Raw genomic sequence first — 18012 nt, 5'->3', positions numbered from 1 at the left:
TTTGTTATTACTTTTGTTTACGTTTTTTTTGGTATTTCCTGAACGGCTTTTGGCGAAAAATCAAAATTTTTCTCTAAAATTTCAGTGTCGTATTTTTCAAATCCTGTTATCACGCGTAAATCCGTAACGTCAGTGATTTCGCGATTTTTTCTAAAGTTTATAAGCATATCGGCTTGTCCTGCGCTTATCTTGCCTAGCGTCATAAGTTCGTAACGAGAAGCGTCGTTGATATTTATTTTTCCAAAAAGCGTCGTACAAATGAGCGTTAAAATTAAAATTTTTCTCACCGGAATTTTCCTTAAATTTAATTTTTAAGTGATTATAAAATTAAATTTAAAATTTATAATTAACTAAAATTTCAGTCTTAAAAATTAAAATAAATTTTGTTAGAATAACGTTTCAATTTTTTATTAATAAAAAGGAGCAGAATATGAACGGAATTTTCGTTTTAGCACAAAATGAAGTTGCGAAAAATTTGGCGTTTCTACCTAAAGTTTTAACTTCAAATTTCGTCAAAATTACAAAATTGCAAATAAAAGAAGGCGAGCAAAACAGTGCTGTTTTGAAAAAATATATAAAAGATTTTAACGAATTATCCGCCAAAAACGATTTTGTCGTTGTAATCGGCGCTGATTTTATTGATAAAATAGGTTTTAACGCAAAAATAGCAAATGTCCTTAATTTACCGATTATTTCCGTTTGTGATAGTGAAAATTCAGCAAAAACGGTAGGTGAAATTTTAAAAGAAAACAAATCAAACGATTTTGCCAAGGTTTATAATGAAATTTGCGATTTCGGTAATTTTAAATTTAAAATTCAACAAATTGAGCAAAATCCTGAAATTTTTATAAATGAACTGAATTCAAACAGTGTAAATATCGTAACACCACTAAAATTTGAAACAAAGCTTTATGAAATGGCGGCAAAAAATGTAAAGCGCGTAGTTTTACCTGAAAGCGACGATGATAGAATTTTAAAAGCTGCCGATATCGTGCTTAAATCAAATGCCGTAGAAATCACACTTCTTGGCAAAAAAGACGAAATTTCAAAAAGAGCGAAAGAACTTGATTTGAATCTTTCAAACGCTCAAATAATTGACCCTGAAAATAATGAATTCTTAAATGAATTCGCAAATACGCTTTATGAACTTAGAAAAGCCAAAGGAATGGATTTAAAAAAAGCTCAAAAGTTGGTGCGCGATAGAACTTACTTTGGAACAATGCTTGTTTATTGCGGAAAATGCGACGCTATGGTAAGTGGGGCCAGCACTACAACAGCAGAAACGATTCGTCCGGCACTTCAAACAATAAAAATGAAACCGGGCGTTTCTACCGTAAGCGGCGCTTTTTTAATCTGTTTGGATACAAATGTTTTACTTTTTGCAGATTGCGCGATTACTCCAAATCCTACTGTAGATCAACTTGCGGCAATTACGATTTCAAGTGCAAATACTGCAAAAGCTTTTGGAATTGATCCGAAAGTTGCTATGCTCAGTTATTCAACAGGCACAAGTGGAAGTGGCGAAGATGTCGATTTTGTCGTAAATGCGACTGCAAAAGTGCGAGAACTCGCTCCAAATTTAAATGTGGAGGGTCCACTTCAATTTGATGCTGCAATCGATAAAACGGTCGCTAAAAAGAAAATGCCGGACTCAAAAGTTGCAGGAAAAGCAAATGTATTTATTTTCCCGAATTTAAACTGTGGAAATATTTGTTATAAAGCCGTGCAAAGGACATCTGGCGCATTGGCGATAGGACCTATTTTGCAAGGTTTGAAAAAACCTGTAAATGATTTAAGCAGAGGCTGTTTAGTGAAAGATGTCATAAATACGATTTTAATAAGCGCAATTCAGGCAGGAGATAACTAATGAAAATTTTGGTAATAAACTCGGGCAGCAGCTCAATTAAGTTTAAATTTTATGATCTTAAAATTCAAAAATGTCTTGCAAGCGGCATGATAGAGCAAATCGGTGATGAGGTTTCGCATTCTAAAATCGAAACCTGCGACGGTAAAACAATTGAAGAAAATATGGAAATAAGAACCCACGATGAGGGAATTGTAATTTTAAATCGCTATTTAAAGGAAACCGGCGTTTTAACGGATTTAAAAGAGATTGACGGCGTAGGGCATAGAATCGTTCAAGGTGCAGATTATTTTGAAGGACCGGCTCTTGTAGATGATGATGTAATTACTAAAATAGAAGAATTGATTCCTCTTGCCCCTCTTCACAATCCAGCTCATCTTAGCGGCATCCGTTCGTCTTTAAGACACGCGCCTTGTCTTCCGAATGTCGTAGTTTTTGATAATACGTTTTATCACAATATTCCGGATTATGCCTATATGTATGCTTTGCCATACAAATTTTATGAAAAATACCGCGTTAGAAAATTTGGAGCGCATGGTATATCTCATGAATTTGTAACAAAAAAAGGCGCCGATTTTTTAGGAATCGATTATAAAAATTTTTGTGTTATTTCTTTACATATCGGTAGCGGTTCGAGTATTTCAGCGACAAAAGATGGCATTTGTATAGATACATCGATGGGCTTGACACCGCTTGAAGGACTTATGATGAGCACGCGCTGCGGTTCGGTAGATCCTGCTATTATTCCATATATGAAACGTGTTGCCGGATATTTGTCTGAAGATATAGATACGATAATGAATAAAAAAAGCGGACTGTTAGGAATTACCGGCACGAGCGATTTTAGAAAAGTGCTTGAAAGGATGCATAAAGGAGATGAACGCGCTAAACTTGCATTTGATATGTTGACTTATCAAATCGTAAAAATAATCGGCTCATATTATGCTATTTTGCCGCGTGTCGATGCTATTATTTGGACAGCCGGAATAGGTGAAAACTCAGCTGAATTGCGAGAATCCGTCAGTAAACGACTTGCTCATTTTGGAGTCGGAGTTGATGAAACTGTAAACGTTAATTGTATAAAAAAACCTACCGATATAAGCTCGCAAAATGCAACGATAAAAACTCTTGTCATACCGACTGACGAAGAGTATTCAATCGCAAAAGCTACTGAAAGAATTCTTTTAAGTTTAAAGAAATAGTTTTAGAGCGTGGAAACGCTCTAAATTTTAATTTTCGATAGACGTTTTAATATTGATTTTATAATTTAAATTTTTATATATTTTTTTATGATTTATAATTGAAATATCATTTTTATTTAATATTCAAAGATGTATAATTTTTGAATTATTTATTAAAAGGCTAAATTTTGAAAACCAAATTTTTAAAGATTATCAAAAAAATAGCTTATATAATTTTAGAAATTTCACTATTTTTTATTATTATTGCTGTATATTATTACTTAACAAATGAAAAATCAAGAGAAGTTTTTCATAAAACTTTTTTTGTAGATTCTGATACAAAAATAGACCCAAACTCAGAACTTGCAAAGTATGTTACACAAGAAGAAATTGATGATTTTGCTTTTAGATATTGGGATATAGATATAGATGAAGTAAAAAACAATCCCTTAATGGAAAATTTTCGTCAAATTTTAAAAAGTAAAAACACAAAAAATATCTTAAATTTTATGAAAGATAATAACCTAAGTGCAAACATAGAACTTCATCGTGGTGTTACTCCTTTAATGTATTCAAGCTTTTATAATGACCTAAGCACCACAAAAGAGCTTATAAATTTAGGTGCTGATGTCCATAAAAAAGATAAATATGGTTTAAGTCCATTAGCTTATGCAATAGAAAATAATTCTACTAAGACAGTTAAAATTTTACTTGATAATGGGGTTGGCATTAACGAGGTTGATTTTGTTCAGTTTTATTTATATACAAGAAGTTATCGTTCAATTGATTATTTAATTATAGATAATGACAAGATAGAGTTAAAATTTAGCAATTTATATGGAACAAAGAATATACGTTCAAAAGATGCGATTAACCCATTTGCATATGCTGTAAATTTAAATTTATTAGAGATGACCAAAATAATTTTAGAAAGTGGATATAAACCAGAAATTAAAAAATATAATTATTATGAAACATATTATATCTCCGACAAAGAAGATATTATGTTTTATAAATATTTGATTGGATATCCCAACTTCGAACCAATGCTAGATTTGCTACTTGAACATAATGTCTCAGGACAACCCTCAAAAGAACTTATGAAAGAAAAATGTTTAAATGATTGCTCAAGTAGATATAGAGACTATATAGAAGATAAATTTAATCTAGTAAGAAATGAAATTTTAAAAGATTATAACGACGAAACAAAACTTATAAAACTTGATTTTTATTATAAAGACTACAAAGAAACTATTAAACTTATAAATGATAATAAAATAGAAACCATAATTCCAAGTGATGAAATACTAGAAGAGTTTGACTATTTAACTAACGAAATAAAATGGTATGCAAAGTATTGTGCAGAAAACTATATGGAAGAACTTAAAGATTTTACAGGTGCTGGGGATTTGTTTTATTGGACATGGAAAGAAGGTAATAAATACTCAGGCAATTCAAATGTAATAAAAGGATATGAAAACAGCAAAGCCACTTTTAAAGACACAAGAGAATTTGCTACTTTTTATAATGAGAGAAATAAAAGACTAGAAATAATTGGATTATTATATTCATATAAAAACTGTGATGATAAAAACAGTCCAAATTATAAAGGCAAAGAAGAGTGTAAATACTATGAGAAACGAGTTTATATAAAAAATAAATAAAGTAAAACTAACTAAATATAAAAGGATAAAACAACGGGCGAAGCAACATTTAACAAAGGAAAATGGCGAGATATAAAAAAGGCTGAGTTTAGAAAAAGTCTAAAAAATAGTATGCTAGGTAAACATGATAAAATAGTAGATAAAATTTGCGATTGGTACTCTTCTATACTTGATGAAGTTTTAAGTGCTAAAGATATAAATACAATAGAAAAAGCAGAAAAAGAATTAAAAAATATAAAATATGCAAAAGCTTTTTTTATTTTTAGTGGGGCTACTCTTTTTATTTTTGATTCGGTTAATAATATTGTTGAATATAAAAACCTACCAGTTGATACAACTGGTTCAAGCATAGATGATGGAAATAATAAGTTATATCCTGATAATGTGTTTGAATTCAGGCAAGTTAAGGATAAATACCATTCAAATTTAAGAAACAAAGTTATATAATTTATTCATTACATTTAAAGGTTAAATTTGAAAAACAAATTTTTAAATTCATTGATAATTATAACTTTAATTTTAGTTGCTTTTATAGTTTATAATAAATTCAAACTCTCTCAAAATTCTCATTTTACAGTTACAGCTGATACAGTTATAAAACCAGGTTCTGGAATTTCAAAGTATGTTACACAAGAAGAAGTTGATAGTTTTAGTTTTAGGTATTGGGATATAGATTATAACTCAAAGCCAAATGTAGTTGAAGAGCCACTTAAAGATATAGAGCTTAAAAAACTTCTTAAGTCAAAAAATACAAATAAAATCTTATCTTTTATGAAAGATAATAATATTAGTATTGATTATAGACTGTATGGTGGAGTTACACCTTTAATGTATGCTAGTTTTTGGGGAGATGAAAACACAACAAAAGAGTTAATTAATCTTGGTGCAGACATCAGAGCTAAAGATGAGCAAGGTTTAAACCCTTTTGCTTATGCTTTATCTATGAATAGCATAGGAGTAGTTAAAATTTTACTTAATAATGGGATTAAATTTGAAGAAGCAAAAGTTATACAATATTATTTAACTAACTTGCCAAATTACTACAACATAGAAAAACTAATTGTAGATGGAGATAATGTTAATATTATTTATAAAGATATAGAATTTAATCACAACCATTCAAAACCAGCAGTTTATGTTTTTGATTATTTAGTTTATAGCAACTCCTATGAGCTTGCAAAAATGGCATTTAGAGATGGTTATAAACCATATACCTATAATTATATAAATGAATACGACCAAGTAGAAGTTGGAAATTCCATAAGTGATATTTTTACAAAAGAAGATATTGATGATCATATGATTCTTGCAAAACAATCAAAAAGAGATATGTTTGACTATAATTTATCTATGGATGAATTAAAATATAACCATAGTTTATATAAACCGCTAGAAGATATCCCCAACCACGAACCTATGCTAAATTTACTACTAGACCACAATGTATCAGGACAACCATCAGAAGAACTACTTAAAAAAGAGTATGAGAGGTGTTATGAAAACAGAGTTAATTTTATCAAAGATGATTACGATTTGTATTATGGAAATTTTATGGCTATTGAAAGACTAAAACAATATAGAAAAGAAGAGTCAAAAGCAATACCTATTTCAGAAAAAGAATACAATAGATTTAGACCAAAAACACTAAAAGCCTACAATGAATTTTGTCTTGATGAAAATAGCACATTTAAATCAACAAAAGAATTTATAAACTATAAAAACTGGATGAATAAAACAAAAGAAGTTAATGGATTTATATACTACAATAGAGATAATCCAAACAAGGTGATCTATCTTGATAAAGATAAATCTAAAAACTAAAAATTTAAAAGGATAAAACAATGAGTGAAGAATTTCATAGAGGCGATTGGAGACAATCAAAAATAGATGGCTTTAAAAAGATGATAAAAAAGATACCTTTTTTAAAAGAAGATGGTTATTTAGCTAAAAAGCTAGAAGATACATATGCAAATTTGCTAGATGATGTGTTAAATTCTTCACCAGATTTGGATTCTAAAAATAGTGCAGATTTAAAACTAGTTGGAAAAAGCGTTATACTTTTTGTCGGACCAACTTTATACATTTTTAACACATATAGCAATACTATGGAGTATATAGAATTAGATATAGATACTAGTGGTTCAAGTATAGATGATGGGAATAAAAACTTATACCCAGATATAAGCAAAGATGCTTTAGAAGTTCTTTTAAGGTCTATGGGTGGTGATGTTATAGAGACACTAACTTTTGGCAAAGTTATAAAAGCTGTTGGAAAAGTTACTGGTATAGATGAGTTTTTTATAGATGCAGTTACGACTATTTTTGATATTGACTTTGGTAGATTTAGCATAGGTAATGCCGTATTAGAAAACCATCTAATAACTATAGACTATAAAGATATAAATTTACATACCACTCAAGAGAGAAAGTATGTATTATACAAAGCAAATCCTATCTTTGATAAAGCCCTAAATAGCGTTTGGAGTAAAATGGATTCTGATATGCAAACTCTAGATAGAGTTATCTTTACAAGATATGGAACACCTGTGGAGCTTATTTATCATAAATATTATAAAAAAGATACAAACATTCCTAACACCTTTGAATTTAGAGCTGGTTCAAGTGATGATAAAATAATATCAGTTTTAAGAAGAATAAGCTATGTTAATGAGAGCAAAGGAAATGTAGTTCATTTGGCAAAAGAAACTAACGGTGAAGCTAGAAAACTTATAACTAACTACTATGCAAATGATGGGACTAATAGTGATAAAGTAAAAGATGATTTGTATAATAGTGAAATTAAACAAGCCGCTAAATACTGTCTTAAAGAACTAAAGGGCTATGCTTTACAAGGAGATAATTTAAATATTAAAGAGTATGAAGATTTAAAAATCTACTCAAACAAACATAAAGATAGTGGATTAGAGTTTTTTAAAGCTGTTATAAAGATAAAATAGCTGAAATTTCACATACAGAAAAAGACAAAAGATATAATACTTATACTGATACAAAAACGAATACTTTCTTATGGAATACAAATGGAACTTTTACACCAGCTAAAAAGATAGTATTTGTAGATGGTAAATATTCTAGCAGTGCTTCTGGCAAATATGATATATTTGGCTATTCGAATCCAGATACTATAAATTTAACAAAAAATGCTGACAATGTCTATGCTGAACTTGGTCTTGGCTCAGATACCATAACCACAGGCAGTGGCAATGACACTATCTATACAAATGCAGATATTGATGATGAGTTTGATAAAGAAATAAATTCTATTGTAAATACAGTAAATTCAGGTGAAGGTGATGATACTATATATGGCTCTAAAGGAAAAGATAAAATAACTTCAGGCGAAGGAACAAATCATATTTATGCAGGCGGCGGAAGCGATGAGATAAATGTAACAAACAGCGGTAAAAACTATATCTATACCGGAATAAGCGCCGAGGGCAGAGAAGATAAAGATAATGAAAGCGATATAAACACCGTAAATCTAACTTACGGAACAAATGAAGTATATGGTTCTAAAGGAATAGATCTTATAACTTCCGAAAATGCAGGTAAAAATTATATAATCACAAAAGATGGCGATGACGGTATAAATATATACGGCGGAGAATTTAATGAAATCTTTACCGGTAAAGGAAGCGATACTATCACAATAAACAGTGCAAAAGGACCGAATTATATCGATACAAGCACAGATTCAAAAAACTCAGAAGATCAAGACACTAAAGATGATATAAACACAGTTGTAATAACCACAGGACAAAACTATATATACGGCGGAAAAGGAGTTGAGAATTTACATATACTTGAAGGAATTAATAATGCAGATTTAGGTAATGGTAAAAACATAGTAGATATAAAAAATGGAACAAATACTGTAGTTATTTCAAGAATTTAATACAACTAAAATACCATTCAAATTTAAGAAACAAAGTTATATAATTTATTCATTACATTTAAAGGTTAAATTTGAAAAACAAATTTTTAAATTCATTGATAATTATAACTTTAATTTTAGTTGCTTTTATAGTTTATAATAAATTCAAACTCTCTCAAAATTCTCATTTTACAGTTACAGCTGATACAGTTATAAAACCAGGTTCTGAAATTTCAAAGCATGTTACACAAGAAGAAGTTGATAGTTTTGCACTAAGATATTGGGATATAGATATAGATGAAGTAAAAAACAATCCCTTAATGGAAAATTTTCGTCAAATTTTAAAAAGTAAAAACACAAAAAATATCTTAAATTTTATGAAAGATAATAACATAAGTATAGATACACCACTTCACTATGGTGTAACACCACTTATGTATGCTAGTTTTTATGATGATGAAAAAACTATGAAAGAACTTTTAAACTTAGGTGCTAACCCAAATTTAAAAGATAGCTATGGCATAAGCCCATTAGTTTATGCCATAGAAAATAACTCTATAAAACATTTAAACTTTTACTTGATAATGGTGCTATATTTGATGAAGATATGATAGTGCAAAACTATTTAACAATACCTTGCTATGCCAGTCCTGAGAATTACTGTGGCATAAACAAGATAATTGTCTATGGCATTAATGAGTGATAAATCAAAGGCAAAAAGCTTTATGAAAAGAGCAGGGGTTCCTGTAATTCCTGGAAGTGATGGCGTTTTAAAAGACGTTGAAGAGGCTAGAAAATTAGCAAATGAAATGGGTTATCCAGTTATCTTAAAAGCAGCAGCTGGTGGTGGCGGAAGAGGAATGAGACTTGTTACAAAAGGTGAAGATTTAGAAAAAAATTTTTGGGCAGCTGAAAGTGAAGCGTTAAGTGCTTTTGGAAATGGCTCAATGTATATTGAAAAATATATTACAAATCCTCGCCATGTTGAAGTTCAAATTTTAGGTGATGAGCATGGAAATGTAATTCATGTCGGCGAAAGAGATTGTTCTATGCAACGCCGCCATCAAAAATTAATCGAAGAAACTCCTGCTACAATTTTAGATGAAAAAACAAGAGAAAAACTTCATGAAACTGCCATTGCTGCAACAAAAGCGATAGGTTATTATGGTGCTGGAACTTTTGAGTTTTTATACGATCAAGATTCAAAAGAGTTTTATTTTATAGAGATGAATACAAGACTTCAGGTTGAACACTGCGTAAGTGAAATGGTAAGTGGTCTTGATATGGTTAAGTGGATGATAAGAATAGCTCAAGGTGAAAAACTTCCTAGTCAAGATGAAATAGAATTTAGAGGGCATTCAATAGAGTGCAGAATAGCAGCTGAAGATCCAAAAAGTTTTGCGCCAAATCCTGGAAAAATAACTAAATTTATAGCTCCAAATGGTAGAAATGTTAGGTTTGATAGTCATATTTATGAAGGATATAGTGTTCCCCCATTTTATGATAGTATGATAGGAAAACTTATAGTTCATGCCGATACTAGGCAAAAAGCAATCGCTAAGATGAGAGTTGCTTTGGATGAGCTTATTATTCAAGGCATCAAAACAACTAGAAATTTCCATTTGAATATGATGGAAAGTGCTGACTTTGCAAATAATAAATTCGATACAAATTATCTAACAAAATATTATTAAGATTAAGCCGATATTAATATCGGCTTAATCTAGCTTAAAATCTATAGTTAAGACCTAGTCCAATAATTTGATTGTTGTAGTCATCGCCAAATTTTCCATTATATTTAAATTCTAACTTTAAAGAATCTGTAGGCATATAATCAAAACCACCTCCAACTACGCCGAGCAAATCATTTTTTGCATCAGATTTGATTTGAGCTTTTTTACTAGGATTTGATATGAGTGAGAAGTCTATTTTTGTTTCATCATCCATAGTTTCTACGATTAGTCCAGCTTTTCCAAATAAAGAAAACTTATCATTTATAAGGTATTTTGACTCAAGTCCAGCTTGAAGTTCTAAACTATCAAAGTCTTGTTTGTCTACGCTTAAAGCTAAGAATTCGTCACCATTTTCTGTGTATGCATCATTTTTTACATGTATATAGTCAGCTCTGAAGTATGGTGTTAAAGAAAAAGAATTGCTTAAACTTACATCTTTATAGATTCCAAACCCAGCTTGATAGAATTTGCTATCGTATTTTGATTTTATGGTTTTATCTATAATAGAGACTGTTTTATCGCCTTCATTTTCTGAAAAACCAACACCTGCTAAAAGATTAATTCTTAAATCATTTATTGCATAAATATCACTATAAATTAAAGCTTGATATGTATCACTTTTTATATTTTGATTTATATCACCATCAATATCGCTTTTTGTATAAGAAACAGCAAAACCTAATCGAGCATTATCTGCTATTTCACCATCAAAACCTATAATGGTTCCATAGTGATCCGCATCATATCCTAAAATTCCATCATTAGTTGAGCTTTTGTGACTAAAACTTCCTATTGTTTTAGCCCAGAAATTTTTATCACTTTTATATGTACTGCTAGATAAAATTGCATCTCTTGAAATTTTTCCTGCATCAGAAATTACTTGTATGCCAGCACCTGATATAAGCGGTTGAATAGTTTTTAAGTCATTTGCAGTAATATTATCTTTAAGCATAATATCACCAAGTGTATTATCTATCAATCCAGCATCAATAATATCACCAAGCCCCCAAAGTCTATGCATTCCTGCATTTAAAAGCATGTCTTTTGCTCTTGGAACCACGCCTATTAAAATATCTTTCTCTTTAGTAAAGCTCAAATCATAAAAAGTAAGATCTTCTAAAATAGTAGGATTAAACCAACCAATTAATTTTTGATATTCTAAAAATTTATTTTGTTTTATAATATCGCCATTTTTTAAATTTTTTACTGCTTCATCTTTTACACTAAGAGTTGCACCATCTATTTTTAATGTATTGGCGATTAATTTTCCAGTTTGGATATTTTCTATACCATCGCCTTTTGCTCCTATTTCCAGTGTTGATGATTTGTCAAGAGTTACGTCTTTATCGCCTTTAACTATTGCACCATTTGAAATAGCCAATTTTTCATTTTTAAAAACTACACCATCAGTGAAGTTTAACACTCCTTCTTTTACTTTTGTATTTCTCCAGTTTTTAAAAGGAATTTTTATAGTGCCTTTACCAATTTTTGTGAAATTTTCACCACTTATAGAGTGGTTTATTGTTTTTTCACCATCTGTTTTAAAAATAGCATTTTTAATTTTAAAATTTAAATCATTGTCCTTAAAGCCACTAAACAATTTTCCACCATCAAGAAGTTCAACTGTGGAATTTGTTACATTTATATTGTGAGACCCACTTGTATCTTTTGCTATTTTTGATACTTTTAAAACGGCATCATTGTTTAAGTTTAAAGTTGCATCATTAGGTCCAAAAGTTAGAGTATTTTTAACAGTTAAAGTTGTTTTGTTATCTATAGCGGCTGTTGTTTTTTTATCTTTGCCTAATGTCATATTAATGTGGCTAGTTTGTGAGTTATCTATATTTGTATCGCCTGATACTATAAAAGAACTATCTCCTGTTGTATTAAACACCGAGTTTTTTATAAGAAGGCTGCTGTCACCTTTAAACTCAAAATGTTTAGTTGTGTATTTTACATTATCAAATGTGCTATTTCCTGCAAGACTTAATTTTTCAGTTTTCATAGCTGAATTTTTAACATCTACTTTGCTATTTATAGTTGCGTCTTTTAAGTCAATATTTGCATCATTAATGTTGAGGTTTCCATTTTTAGCTTTAAAAATATTAGCTTTTAAATTTGTATTTTTATCTATTGTTATCTCTCCATTAAATTCTGCATTTTCTATTTTCATGGCTGAATTTTTAACATCTACTTTGCTATTTATAGTTGCGTCTTTTAAGTCAATATTTGCATCATTAATGTTAAGGTTTCCATTTTTAGCTTTAAAAATATTAGCTTTTAAATTTGTATTTTTATCTATTGTTATCTCTCCATTAAATTCTGCATTTTCTATATTAAGATTGCCACCGTTCATAGTTGCTTTTTTATCTATTTTTAAATTTAAAGCTTCGATGTTTGAACCAGTCAAATTTAAGTTTTTAGTTTCAAGTGTGCCTTTACTATCTATTTTGGAATTTTGACCGAGATTTAAATTATCGGCTATAAAAGTTGAATCTTTGCCTATATTTGCTATACCATCTAGCTTTGCGTTTATTACTCTCATATTAACTTTGTCATCTCTGCCTGCGGAGTCTCTTTTTTCCATACTCATTTTTGAGGTTTTATCTACATATAAATTTGTAGCTGTGATATCGCTTTTTTCTTGAAGTTTTAAAGTGGAGTTTTCTAAGATATTAAGCCCATCAACTTCACTTTTAGAATTATTTATAAGAAGATATGAATCTTTTGTTATATCAAAAGATTCATTATCTTTATTTTCACCTTCACCTTTTGATTTTACATTTACATCTGCTATTACAAGTTTTGCACCTTCTGTTTTTACCTTAACTATTTGACCTTTTTCGTTTTTGCCATTTTGACTATTATTATGTGCATCATCTATATAATCAGGTTCACTACTATCAACATATACTTTTGAATCCTTTTTTATGACATGGTCAAGCTTGCTTAATATTAGCCTACCATCAAGAGCTTTTTTTGTTAGGATAAGTTCATTGTCTTTTTGAATTAGGGAGTAAGCACTATTTAGGCTATTATCCTCTAATTTCGCCTTGCTTTTGTCAAAAGATAAACCATCTTTGGTTTTTGCTATTGTGGTTTCAACGCCACTTGCATCTTTTTGTAAATTCACAAAAAGATTTCCATTTTTTAAGTCCATTTTATTAGCTTTTAAAATACCACCATTTTGACCTTGATATTTCATTGATAAAGTTTTATCCTTTGCTAATGTAAAATCACCATCTAAAGTCAAACTACCATCTTCTACATTTAAATTTCCTTTAAAATTATCCTTGTAGTCTTTAAATGTAAGATTACTTTTACCTTTTTTAATGATATCGGTTGCATTTTCTACATTTGCATAAATGTCTATAGAATGATCTGCCCCCTTACGCCTATATGTGTATTTATCTTTTTCTATATCGAGAGTAACTTTATTTTTTAAATCTATATGTCCGCCTAAGGAACTAGCTTTTAAGCTGGAATTATCAAGAATGGCTTTTCCTTTGTCATCTCTTATTACAAAGTGATTTTTTAAATTTATAACAGAATCTATAGCATTAAATTTTCCGTCATGTACGAAGATTCCGCTAATATCATTTATTTTTGCATTAACTAAATTTATAGCTCCGTCATTTTCTGCACCTAGGCTACTGATGTTGTTTATATTTGAATTTATAAAACTAATATCCCCACCATCGGCACTCCAAAAATAATTCCCTTTTTTGTGTTTTTCTATGGTGCTGTTTAAAAACTCAGCTTTACCTCCTTTTTGGGCGGTTACTTGCTTTATCTTAGCAGTTGAATCTTTAACTATAAACTCTCCACCATCTTTTATAAAAATAGTATCTGAATTAATAGTAGAATCATCAAATATTGCCTTTCCATTTATATGGCTAGACTGATTTGTAAAATTTATATTTGATTTATTCTTTGCTTTAAATTCACCACCTTTTTCTACATTAATTCCTTCTTGTCCTGTATATTTTGTATTATCTAGGGTAGCTTTTCCGCCTTCTTTTACATAGAAATATTGAGATGTTGATATTTTTGAATCTTTTATATCAAATTCTCCATTTTTTATTATTATGCTGCCTTTGTTGTATAAAGGTAGGTTTTTTGCTATAAATTTACCGCTATCTACATTTATACCACCTCCATATTCTATAAATACTGCTTCATCTTTTGCTTTGTCCTCATTTAAGAGTTTTTCATCAGCAGGTTTTTCACTAGTTAAGTTTACAATACCATTGTTTGTTATTATAAAATTTTTAGCTTGTATTTTAGGGTCTGTTACATTTAGTTTTCCGCCATCTATAGTTATGGTATTATTTACTCCTGTATTTGTACCTTTTATTCGGACATTGTTTATATTAACCTCTCCGTCTTTGCCTACATTAAATTTTTGTGTTTGTAAAAGCCCTCCATTTTCAGCATTTAGCTTTCCGTTTTTTACTAAAATTTCAGGCGAATAGACATAAGTATCAGCAAAATTTGCTTTTCCACCTTCATCTATCAAAAAAGACATAGCTGGTCTAACACTAGTTTTGCTAGCATTTAATATAGAATTTTTACCTATTACATTTATTTTTTCAGCTGTTGTATTATCTTTACTACGGGATTTATTGCCAATATTGAGATTTAAAGTTCCATTTAATATATCTATATTAAAAACACCTGCTTTTTGATTTTTATAATAATCAGTCCATGAAGGACTAGCTGGATTATGTTTAGCTTCTAAAAATGAAACATTTACTACGGCGTTTTTATCTGAAGCCATAAAATCAAGAAATTTATCACCTTTATCATCTTTTTTGATAATACCTTTTCCGCCTATAAGAAAATGTTGTCCCTTTAAACCATATAAATTTACTTCTGTATTTTCATTAGCACCTATTGTTGTAGAATATAAATAAACCGGAGATTTTTGTGTTTCTTTATTGCCTTTTATGGTTAATGTTTTACTTTTATCTTCAAGTTTTCCATCTATAGTGCTTGTGACTTTATCATTTTTAATTAGTCCTTGCACTCTATTAGATTTATCATTAAAAATTTTAACTTTGTCATAATCGCCAATTTTATAGACTACAGTTGGATTTGATTTTTTAATGATTCATTTGTAATAGGTGAAGCATTTAAACTAGAACAAATAAATACTGCACAAACTAAAGAGAAAATTTTATTCTCTTGCCAAGAAAAACGAATATTGTTTCGCATTTTCATTTCTGCCCCTTTTAAATTGAAAATAATAATGATAAATTGTATCATTTCTTTATTAAAACAAAATTAATTTTTCTTTGATGTGTTTCGTTAGTAAGATATTGTGAAAAATAAAAGCCAAGAACAACTCGGCTTTTTAGAATTTATATTATTTGAAATTTTAATATTTAGTAAGTTTTTAGTTTATTTTTTAGGAGGTAAAACTTCTATGATGGCATTTGCTCTTAGTTTTTCAAAGTAATCATCAACTGTTTTTCTTCTTTCATTTTTAGCAAACATTTCAAAAACTTGATCTTTCGCAGTTTCAAAATCTACTTTTTTAACTCCATTTTTAGAATCAATTCTTAAAATTAAATCCAAGAAAAGCTAATATTAAAACCTTAAAAATATATGATTTAAAAATAGATAAATATAGAGAATTTTGTCCTTATCAAGATAGTAATTTTAAGTCTATAAAAGATTATATAAGCTATAAAAATTGGCAAAATAAAATAAATAAGATAGATATGGTTGATTATAGATATCCAGAAAAAATCTATCTAAAAAATAAAAATATGACACTTAAAGAATTTCAAGATATTGAATATGAAAAGTATATTAATGAAAATAGAGGTAAAAATGGAAAATCACTTAAATAAAATTACTGATTTTAAAACTTTAGTTGAACCAAATAGTTTTAACATAAATTTAAACGACAATTATTTAAATTTGAAATTTTAAAAAGAATTTAATTAAAAGGACAAACAATGGCAAAGTTTGAAAAAAGGTAATTGGAAAATGAAAAAGATATCGAAGTTAATAAAAACATTAAAAAACAGTCCAATCGGTAAAAACGAATATATATGCGATGAAATAGAAAATTGGTATTTATAGACTATAAATATAACTAAAATATCATTTTGATTTGATATTCAAAGGCGATAAAATTTGAGTTATTTTAAAATAGCTTATTAAATTTTATAATAAAAACAGCAATATAAAGATAAAGAAAATTGTAAATATATTAAAAGATAAAACGGTTGATTTCAATAAATCCAACTAAAGTTTATATTTAAGTTTAAAAGTTTTTTGTTTGCATATTTTGATTTTTTATGCTGATACCTTTGTCGCTTGTTTTGTATAAAAACATAAACAAAATTTTTTAAAAATGTTTCTTTAAATTTAACAGCGCACATTTAGTGAAATATAAAATTCCAATACAAAATTTGAAATAAAATGCAAGATTTCTGTTGTTAAGATTTTTAAAAACGCTGTATTTTAGAATAAGATAATTAAGATAAAATTTTCATTTAATTTATTTTGTGAAATTTTAAAAATTCCACAAAATTTTATTTAAACCAATTTTTGATTTTGTCAAAAATGCCGTCCGCAGTTTTATCAAAGCTTTCGTGAAGTTTTTCCAAAAGCTCTATTTGCTCGTCAGTTAATTTTTTAGGAGTTTGCACGTTTATTTGAACGATTAAATTTCCGGCTATTTTAGTGCGGATATTTTCGAATCCCTCTTTTTCTATCACGAATTGATCTTTGTCTTTACTGCCTACTTTTAATTGTAACTCTTTTTCGCCGTGCATTGTAGGTACTTTTATGGTTTTTCCTAAAATCGCCTGTGTGAAAAAAACCGGAACTTCTATGTAAATATCGTCGGCGCTTCTAACGAAAAATTTATCATCTTTTACTTGGACAGCGACATAAAGATCGCCTATTTCACCGCTTTTTGAAATATTTCCTTTTTTTGCGATTCTGATTCTGATTCCTGTATTTACGCCTTTCGGAATGTCAAATTTTACATTTACTTGCTCTTCGATAAATCCTTTTCCGGCGCAATCATGGCATTTTTCTTTTACTATTTGACCGCTACCTTTGCAAAAAGGGCATGTTTGTGCGAAGCTTAAAAATCCGCTTCTTTTTACTATTTTACCGCTACCGCCGCAATACGGGCAGGTGTTTAGTTTCTTATCTTTTGAACCTGTGCCGTCGCATGTTTTGCACGGTTTTTTAATTTTATATTTTATATCTTTGCTTACACCGAAAAATGCATCTTTAAAACTTATACTGACTAAAATTTCGCTATCCAAATCGTAAGCGTCATCGTATCTTTGCGAACGAGATTTATTGAAACCGCCGCCGCCAAAAAACGTATCAAAAATATCACCGAAATCAAATCCTCCAAAATCATTTCCAAAAGCGCCGTTTAATCCTTCTTTACCGTATCTGTCGTAAGTTTGACGCCTTTCATCGTTTCCTAAAACCTGATAAGCTTCGTTTATTTCTTTAAATTTTTCTTCAGCTTCTTTATCGCCTGCATTTCGGTCGGGATGGTATTTGAGTGCAAGTTTTCTAAAAGCTTTTTTTATTTCGTCGCTGTCGGCGTCTTTTGGAACGCCTAAAATTTCATAGTAATCGCTCAATTTTTACTCCGTTAACATTTTAATAAACTTGTAATTTTACCCAATTTTAT

At 29.3% G+C, this 18012-nt stretch carries 13 protein-coding genes and 1 pseudogene; 10 read left to right on the top strand and 4 right to left on the bottom strand.

Annotated elements, in window-relative coordinates; all coding sequences use genetic code 11:
• Nucleotides 1–17 precede the first annotated feature (17 nt).
• Nucleotides 18–287, bottom strand: coding sequence for a helix-hairpin-helix domain-containing protein (locus CHAB381_RS05415; RefSeq protein ID WP_012109019.1), 270 nt, complete (start codon nt 285–287; stop codon nt 18–20).
• 143 nt (nt 288–430) lie between these two features.
• Between CHAB381_RS05415 and pta the strand changes: the two genes are divergently transcribed.
• From pta to CHAB381_RS05375, 9 genes and pseudogenes are all read left to right on the top strand, one after another.
• Nucleotides 431–1867: a phosphate acetyltransferase gene (gene pta / locus CHAB381_RS05410; RefSeq protein WP_012109018.1), complete on the top strand. Its 1437-nt coding sequence runs from the start codon at nt 431–433 to the stop codon at nt 1865–1867.
• Nucleotides 1867–3066 (top strand): acetate kinase, encoded by a 1200-nt coding sequence (locus CHAB381_RS05405; protein ID WP_012109017.1) that lies wholly within the window; start codon nt 1867–1869, stop codon nt 3064–3066. The genes pta and CHAB381_RS05405 overlap by 1 nt, the downstream gene beginning before the upstream one ends.
• Before the next feature lie 167 nt (nt 3067–3233).
• The gene (locus CHAB381_RS05400) at nt 3234–4709 is read left to right on the top strand and encodes an ankyrin repeat domain-containing protein (RefSeq protein WP_012109016.1); all 1476 of its coding nucleotides are present in this window, start codon (nt 3234–3236) and stop codon (nt 4707–4709) included.
• A 111-nt stretch (nt 4710–4820) separates the two neighbouring features.
• Nucleotides 4821–5156 carry a hypothetical protein gene (locus CHAB381_RS05395; RefSeq protein ID WP_012109015.1) on the top strand — a complete coding sequence of 112 codons (336 nt, stop codon included), beginning with the start codon at nt 4821–4823 and terminating at the stop codon, nt 5154–5156.
• Between the two features lie 27 nt (nt 5157–5183).
• Nucleotides 5184–6530, top strand: a complete 1347-nt coding sequence (locus tag CHAB381_RS05390; protein WP_012109014.1) for an ankyrin repeat domain-containing protein — start codon at nt 5184–5186, stop codon at nt 6528–6530.
• 20 nt (nt 6531–6550) lie between these two features.
• Complete coding sequence (locus CHAB381_RS05385; protein ID WP_012109013.1) at nt 6551–7666, top strand: hypothetical protein; 1116 nt, start codon at nt 6551–6553, stop codon at nt 7664–7666.
• Nucleotides 7663–8622 carry a hypothetical protein gene (locus tag CHAB381_RS09235; protein WP_370445531.1) on the top strand — a complete coding sequence of 320 codons (960 nt, stop codon included), beginning with the start codon at nt 7663–7665 and terminating at the stop codon, nt 8620–8622. The genes CHAB381_RS05385 and CHAB381_RS09235 overlap by 4 nt, the downstream gene beginning before the upstream one ends.
• 71 nt (nt 8623–8693) lie before the next feature.
• Nucleotides 8694–9212 carry an ankyrin repeat domain-containing protein gene (locus CHAB381_RS05380; RefSeq protein WP_049752841.1) on the top strand — a complete coding sequence of 173 codons (519 nt, stop codon included), beginning with the start codon at nt 8694–8696 and terminating at the stop codon, nt 9210–9212.
• Nucleotides 9213–9284: 72 nt separating this feature from the next.
• Nucleotides 9285–10295 (top strand): annotated as a pseudogene (locus CHAB381_RS05375) (ATP-binding protein); the annotation flags it as partial.
• A 34-nt stretch (nt 10296–10329) separates the two neighbouring features.
• On the opposite strand, the gene CHAB381_RS05370 reads toward CHAB381_RS05375, so the two are convergent.
• Nucleotides 10330–15363, bottom strand: a complete 5034-nt coding sequence (locus CHAB381_RS05370) for an autotransporter family protein (RefSeq protein WP_012109010.1) — start codon at nt 15361–15363, stop codon at nt 10330–10332.
• A 374-nt stretch (nt 15364–15737) separates the two neighbouring features.
• Nucleotides 15738–15914: a hypothetical protein gene (locus CHAB381_RS08740; RefSeq protein WP_012109008.1), complete on the bottom strand. Its 177-nt coding sequence runs from the start codon at nt 15912–15914 to the stop codon at nt 15738–15740.
• 146 nt (nt 15915–16060) lie between these two features.
• Here CHAB381_RS08740 and CHAB381_RS09130 point away from each other — a divergent pair, with 146 nt between their 5' ends.
• Nucleotides 16061–16192 carry a hypothetical protein gene (locus tag CHAB381_RS09130; RefSeq protein ID WP_012109007.1) on the top strand — a complete coding sequence of 44 codons (132 nt, stop codon included), beginning with the start codon at nt 16061–16063 and terminating at the stop codon, nt 16190–16192.
• Nucleotides 16193–16882: 690 nt separating this feature from the next.
• Here CHAB381_RS09130 and dnaJ read toward each other — a convergent pair.
• The gene (gene dnaJ / locus CHAB381_RS05365) at nt 16883–17962 is read right to left on the bottom strand and encodes a molecular chaperone DnaJ (protein ID WP_012109003.1); all 1080 of its coding nucleotides are present in this window, start codon (nt 17960–17962) and stop codon (nt 16883–16885) included.
• Nucleotides 17963–18012 lie beyond the last annotated feature (50 nt).

The sequence above is a fragment of the Campylobacter hominis ATCC BAA-381 genome (assembly GCF_000017585.1).
Taxonomy (GTDB): Bacteria; Campylobacterota; Campylobacteria; order Campylobacterales; family Campylobacteraceae; genus Campylobacter_B; species Campylobacter_B hominis.
This window is presented reverse-complemented; position numbering and strand designations above follow the sequence as displayed.

Bases quoted from the DNA above. Each gene is read 5' to 3' on its own strand.
- CHAB381_RS09130 (WP_012109007.1), top strand. From the start codon at position 16,061: ATGGTTGATTATAGATATCCAGAAAAAATCTATCTAAAAAATAAAAAT.
- CHAB381_RS05385 (WP_012109013.1), top strand. From the start codon at position 6,551: ATGAGTGAAGAATTTCATAGAGGCGATTGGAGACAATCAAAAATAGAT.
- pta (WP_012109018.1), top strand. From the start codon at position 431: ATGAACGGAATTTTCGTTTTAGCACAAAATGAAGTTGCGAAAAATTTG.
- CHAB381_RS05405 (WP_012109017.1), top strand. From the start codon at position 1,867: ATGAAAATTTTGGTAATAAACTCGGGCAGCAGCTCAATTAAGTTTAAA.
- CHAB381_RS05395 (WP_012109015.1), top strand. From the start codon at position 4,821: ATGCTAGGTAAACATGATAAAATAGTAGATAAAATTTGCGATTGGTAC.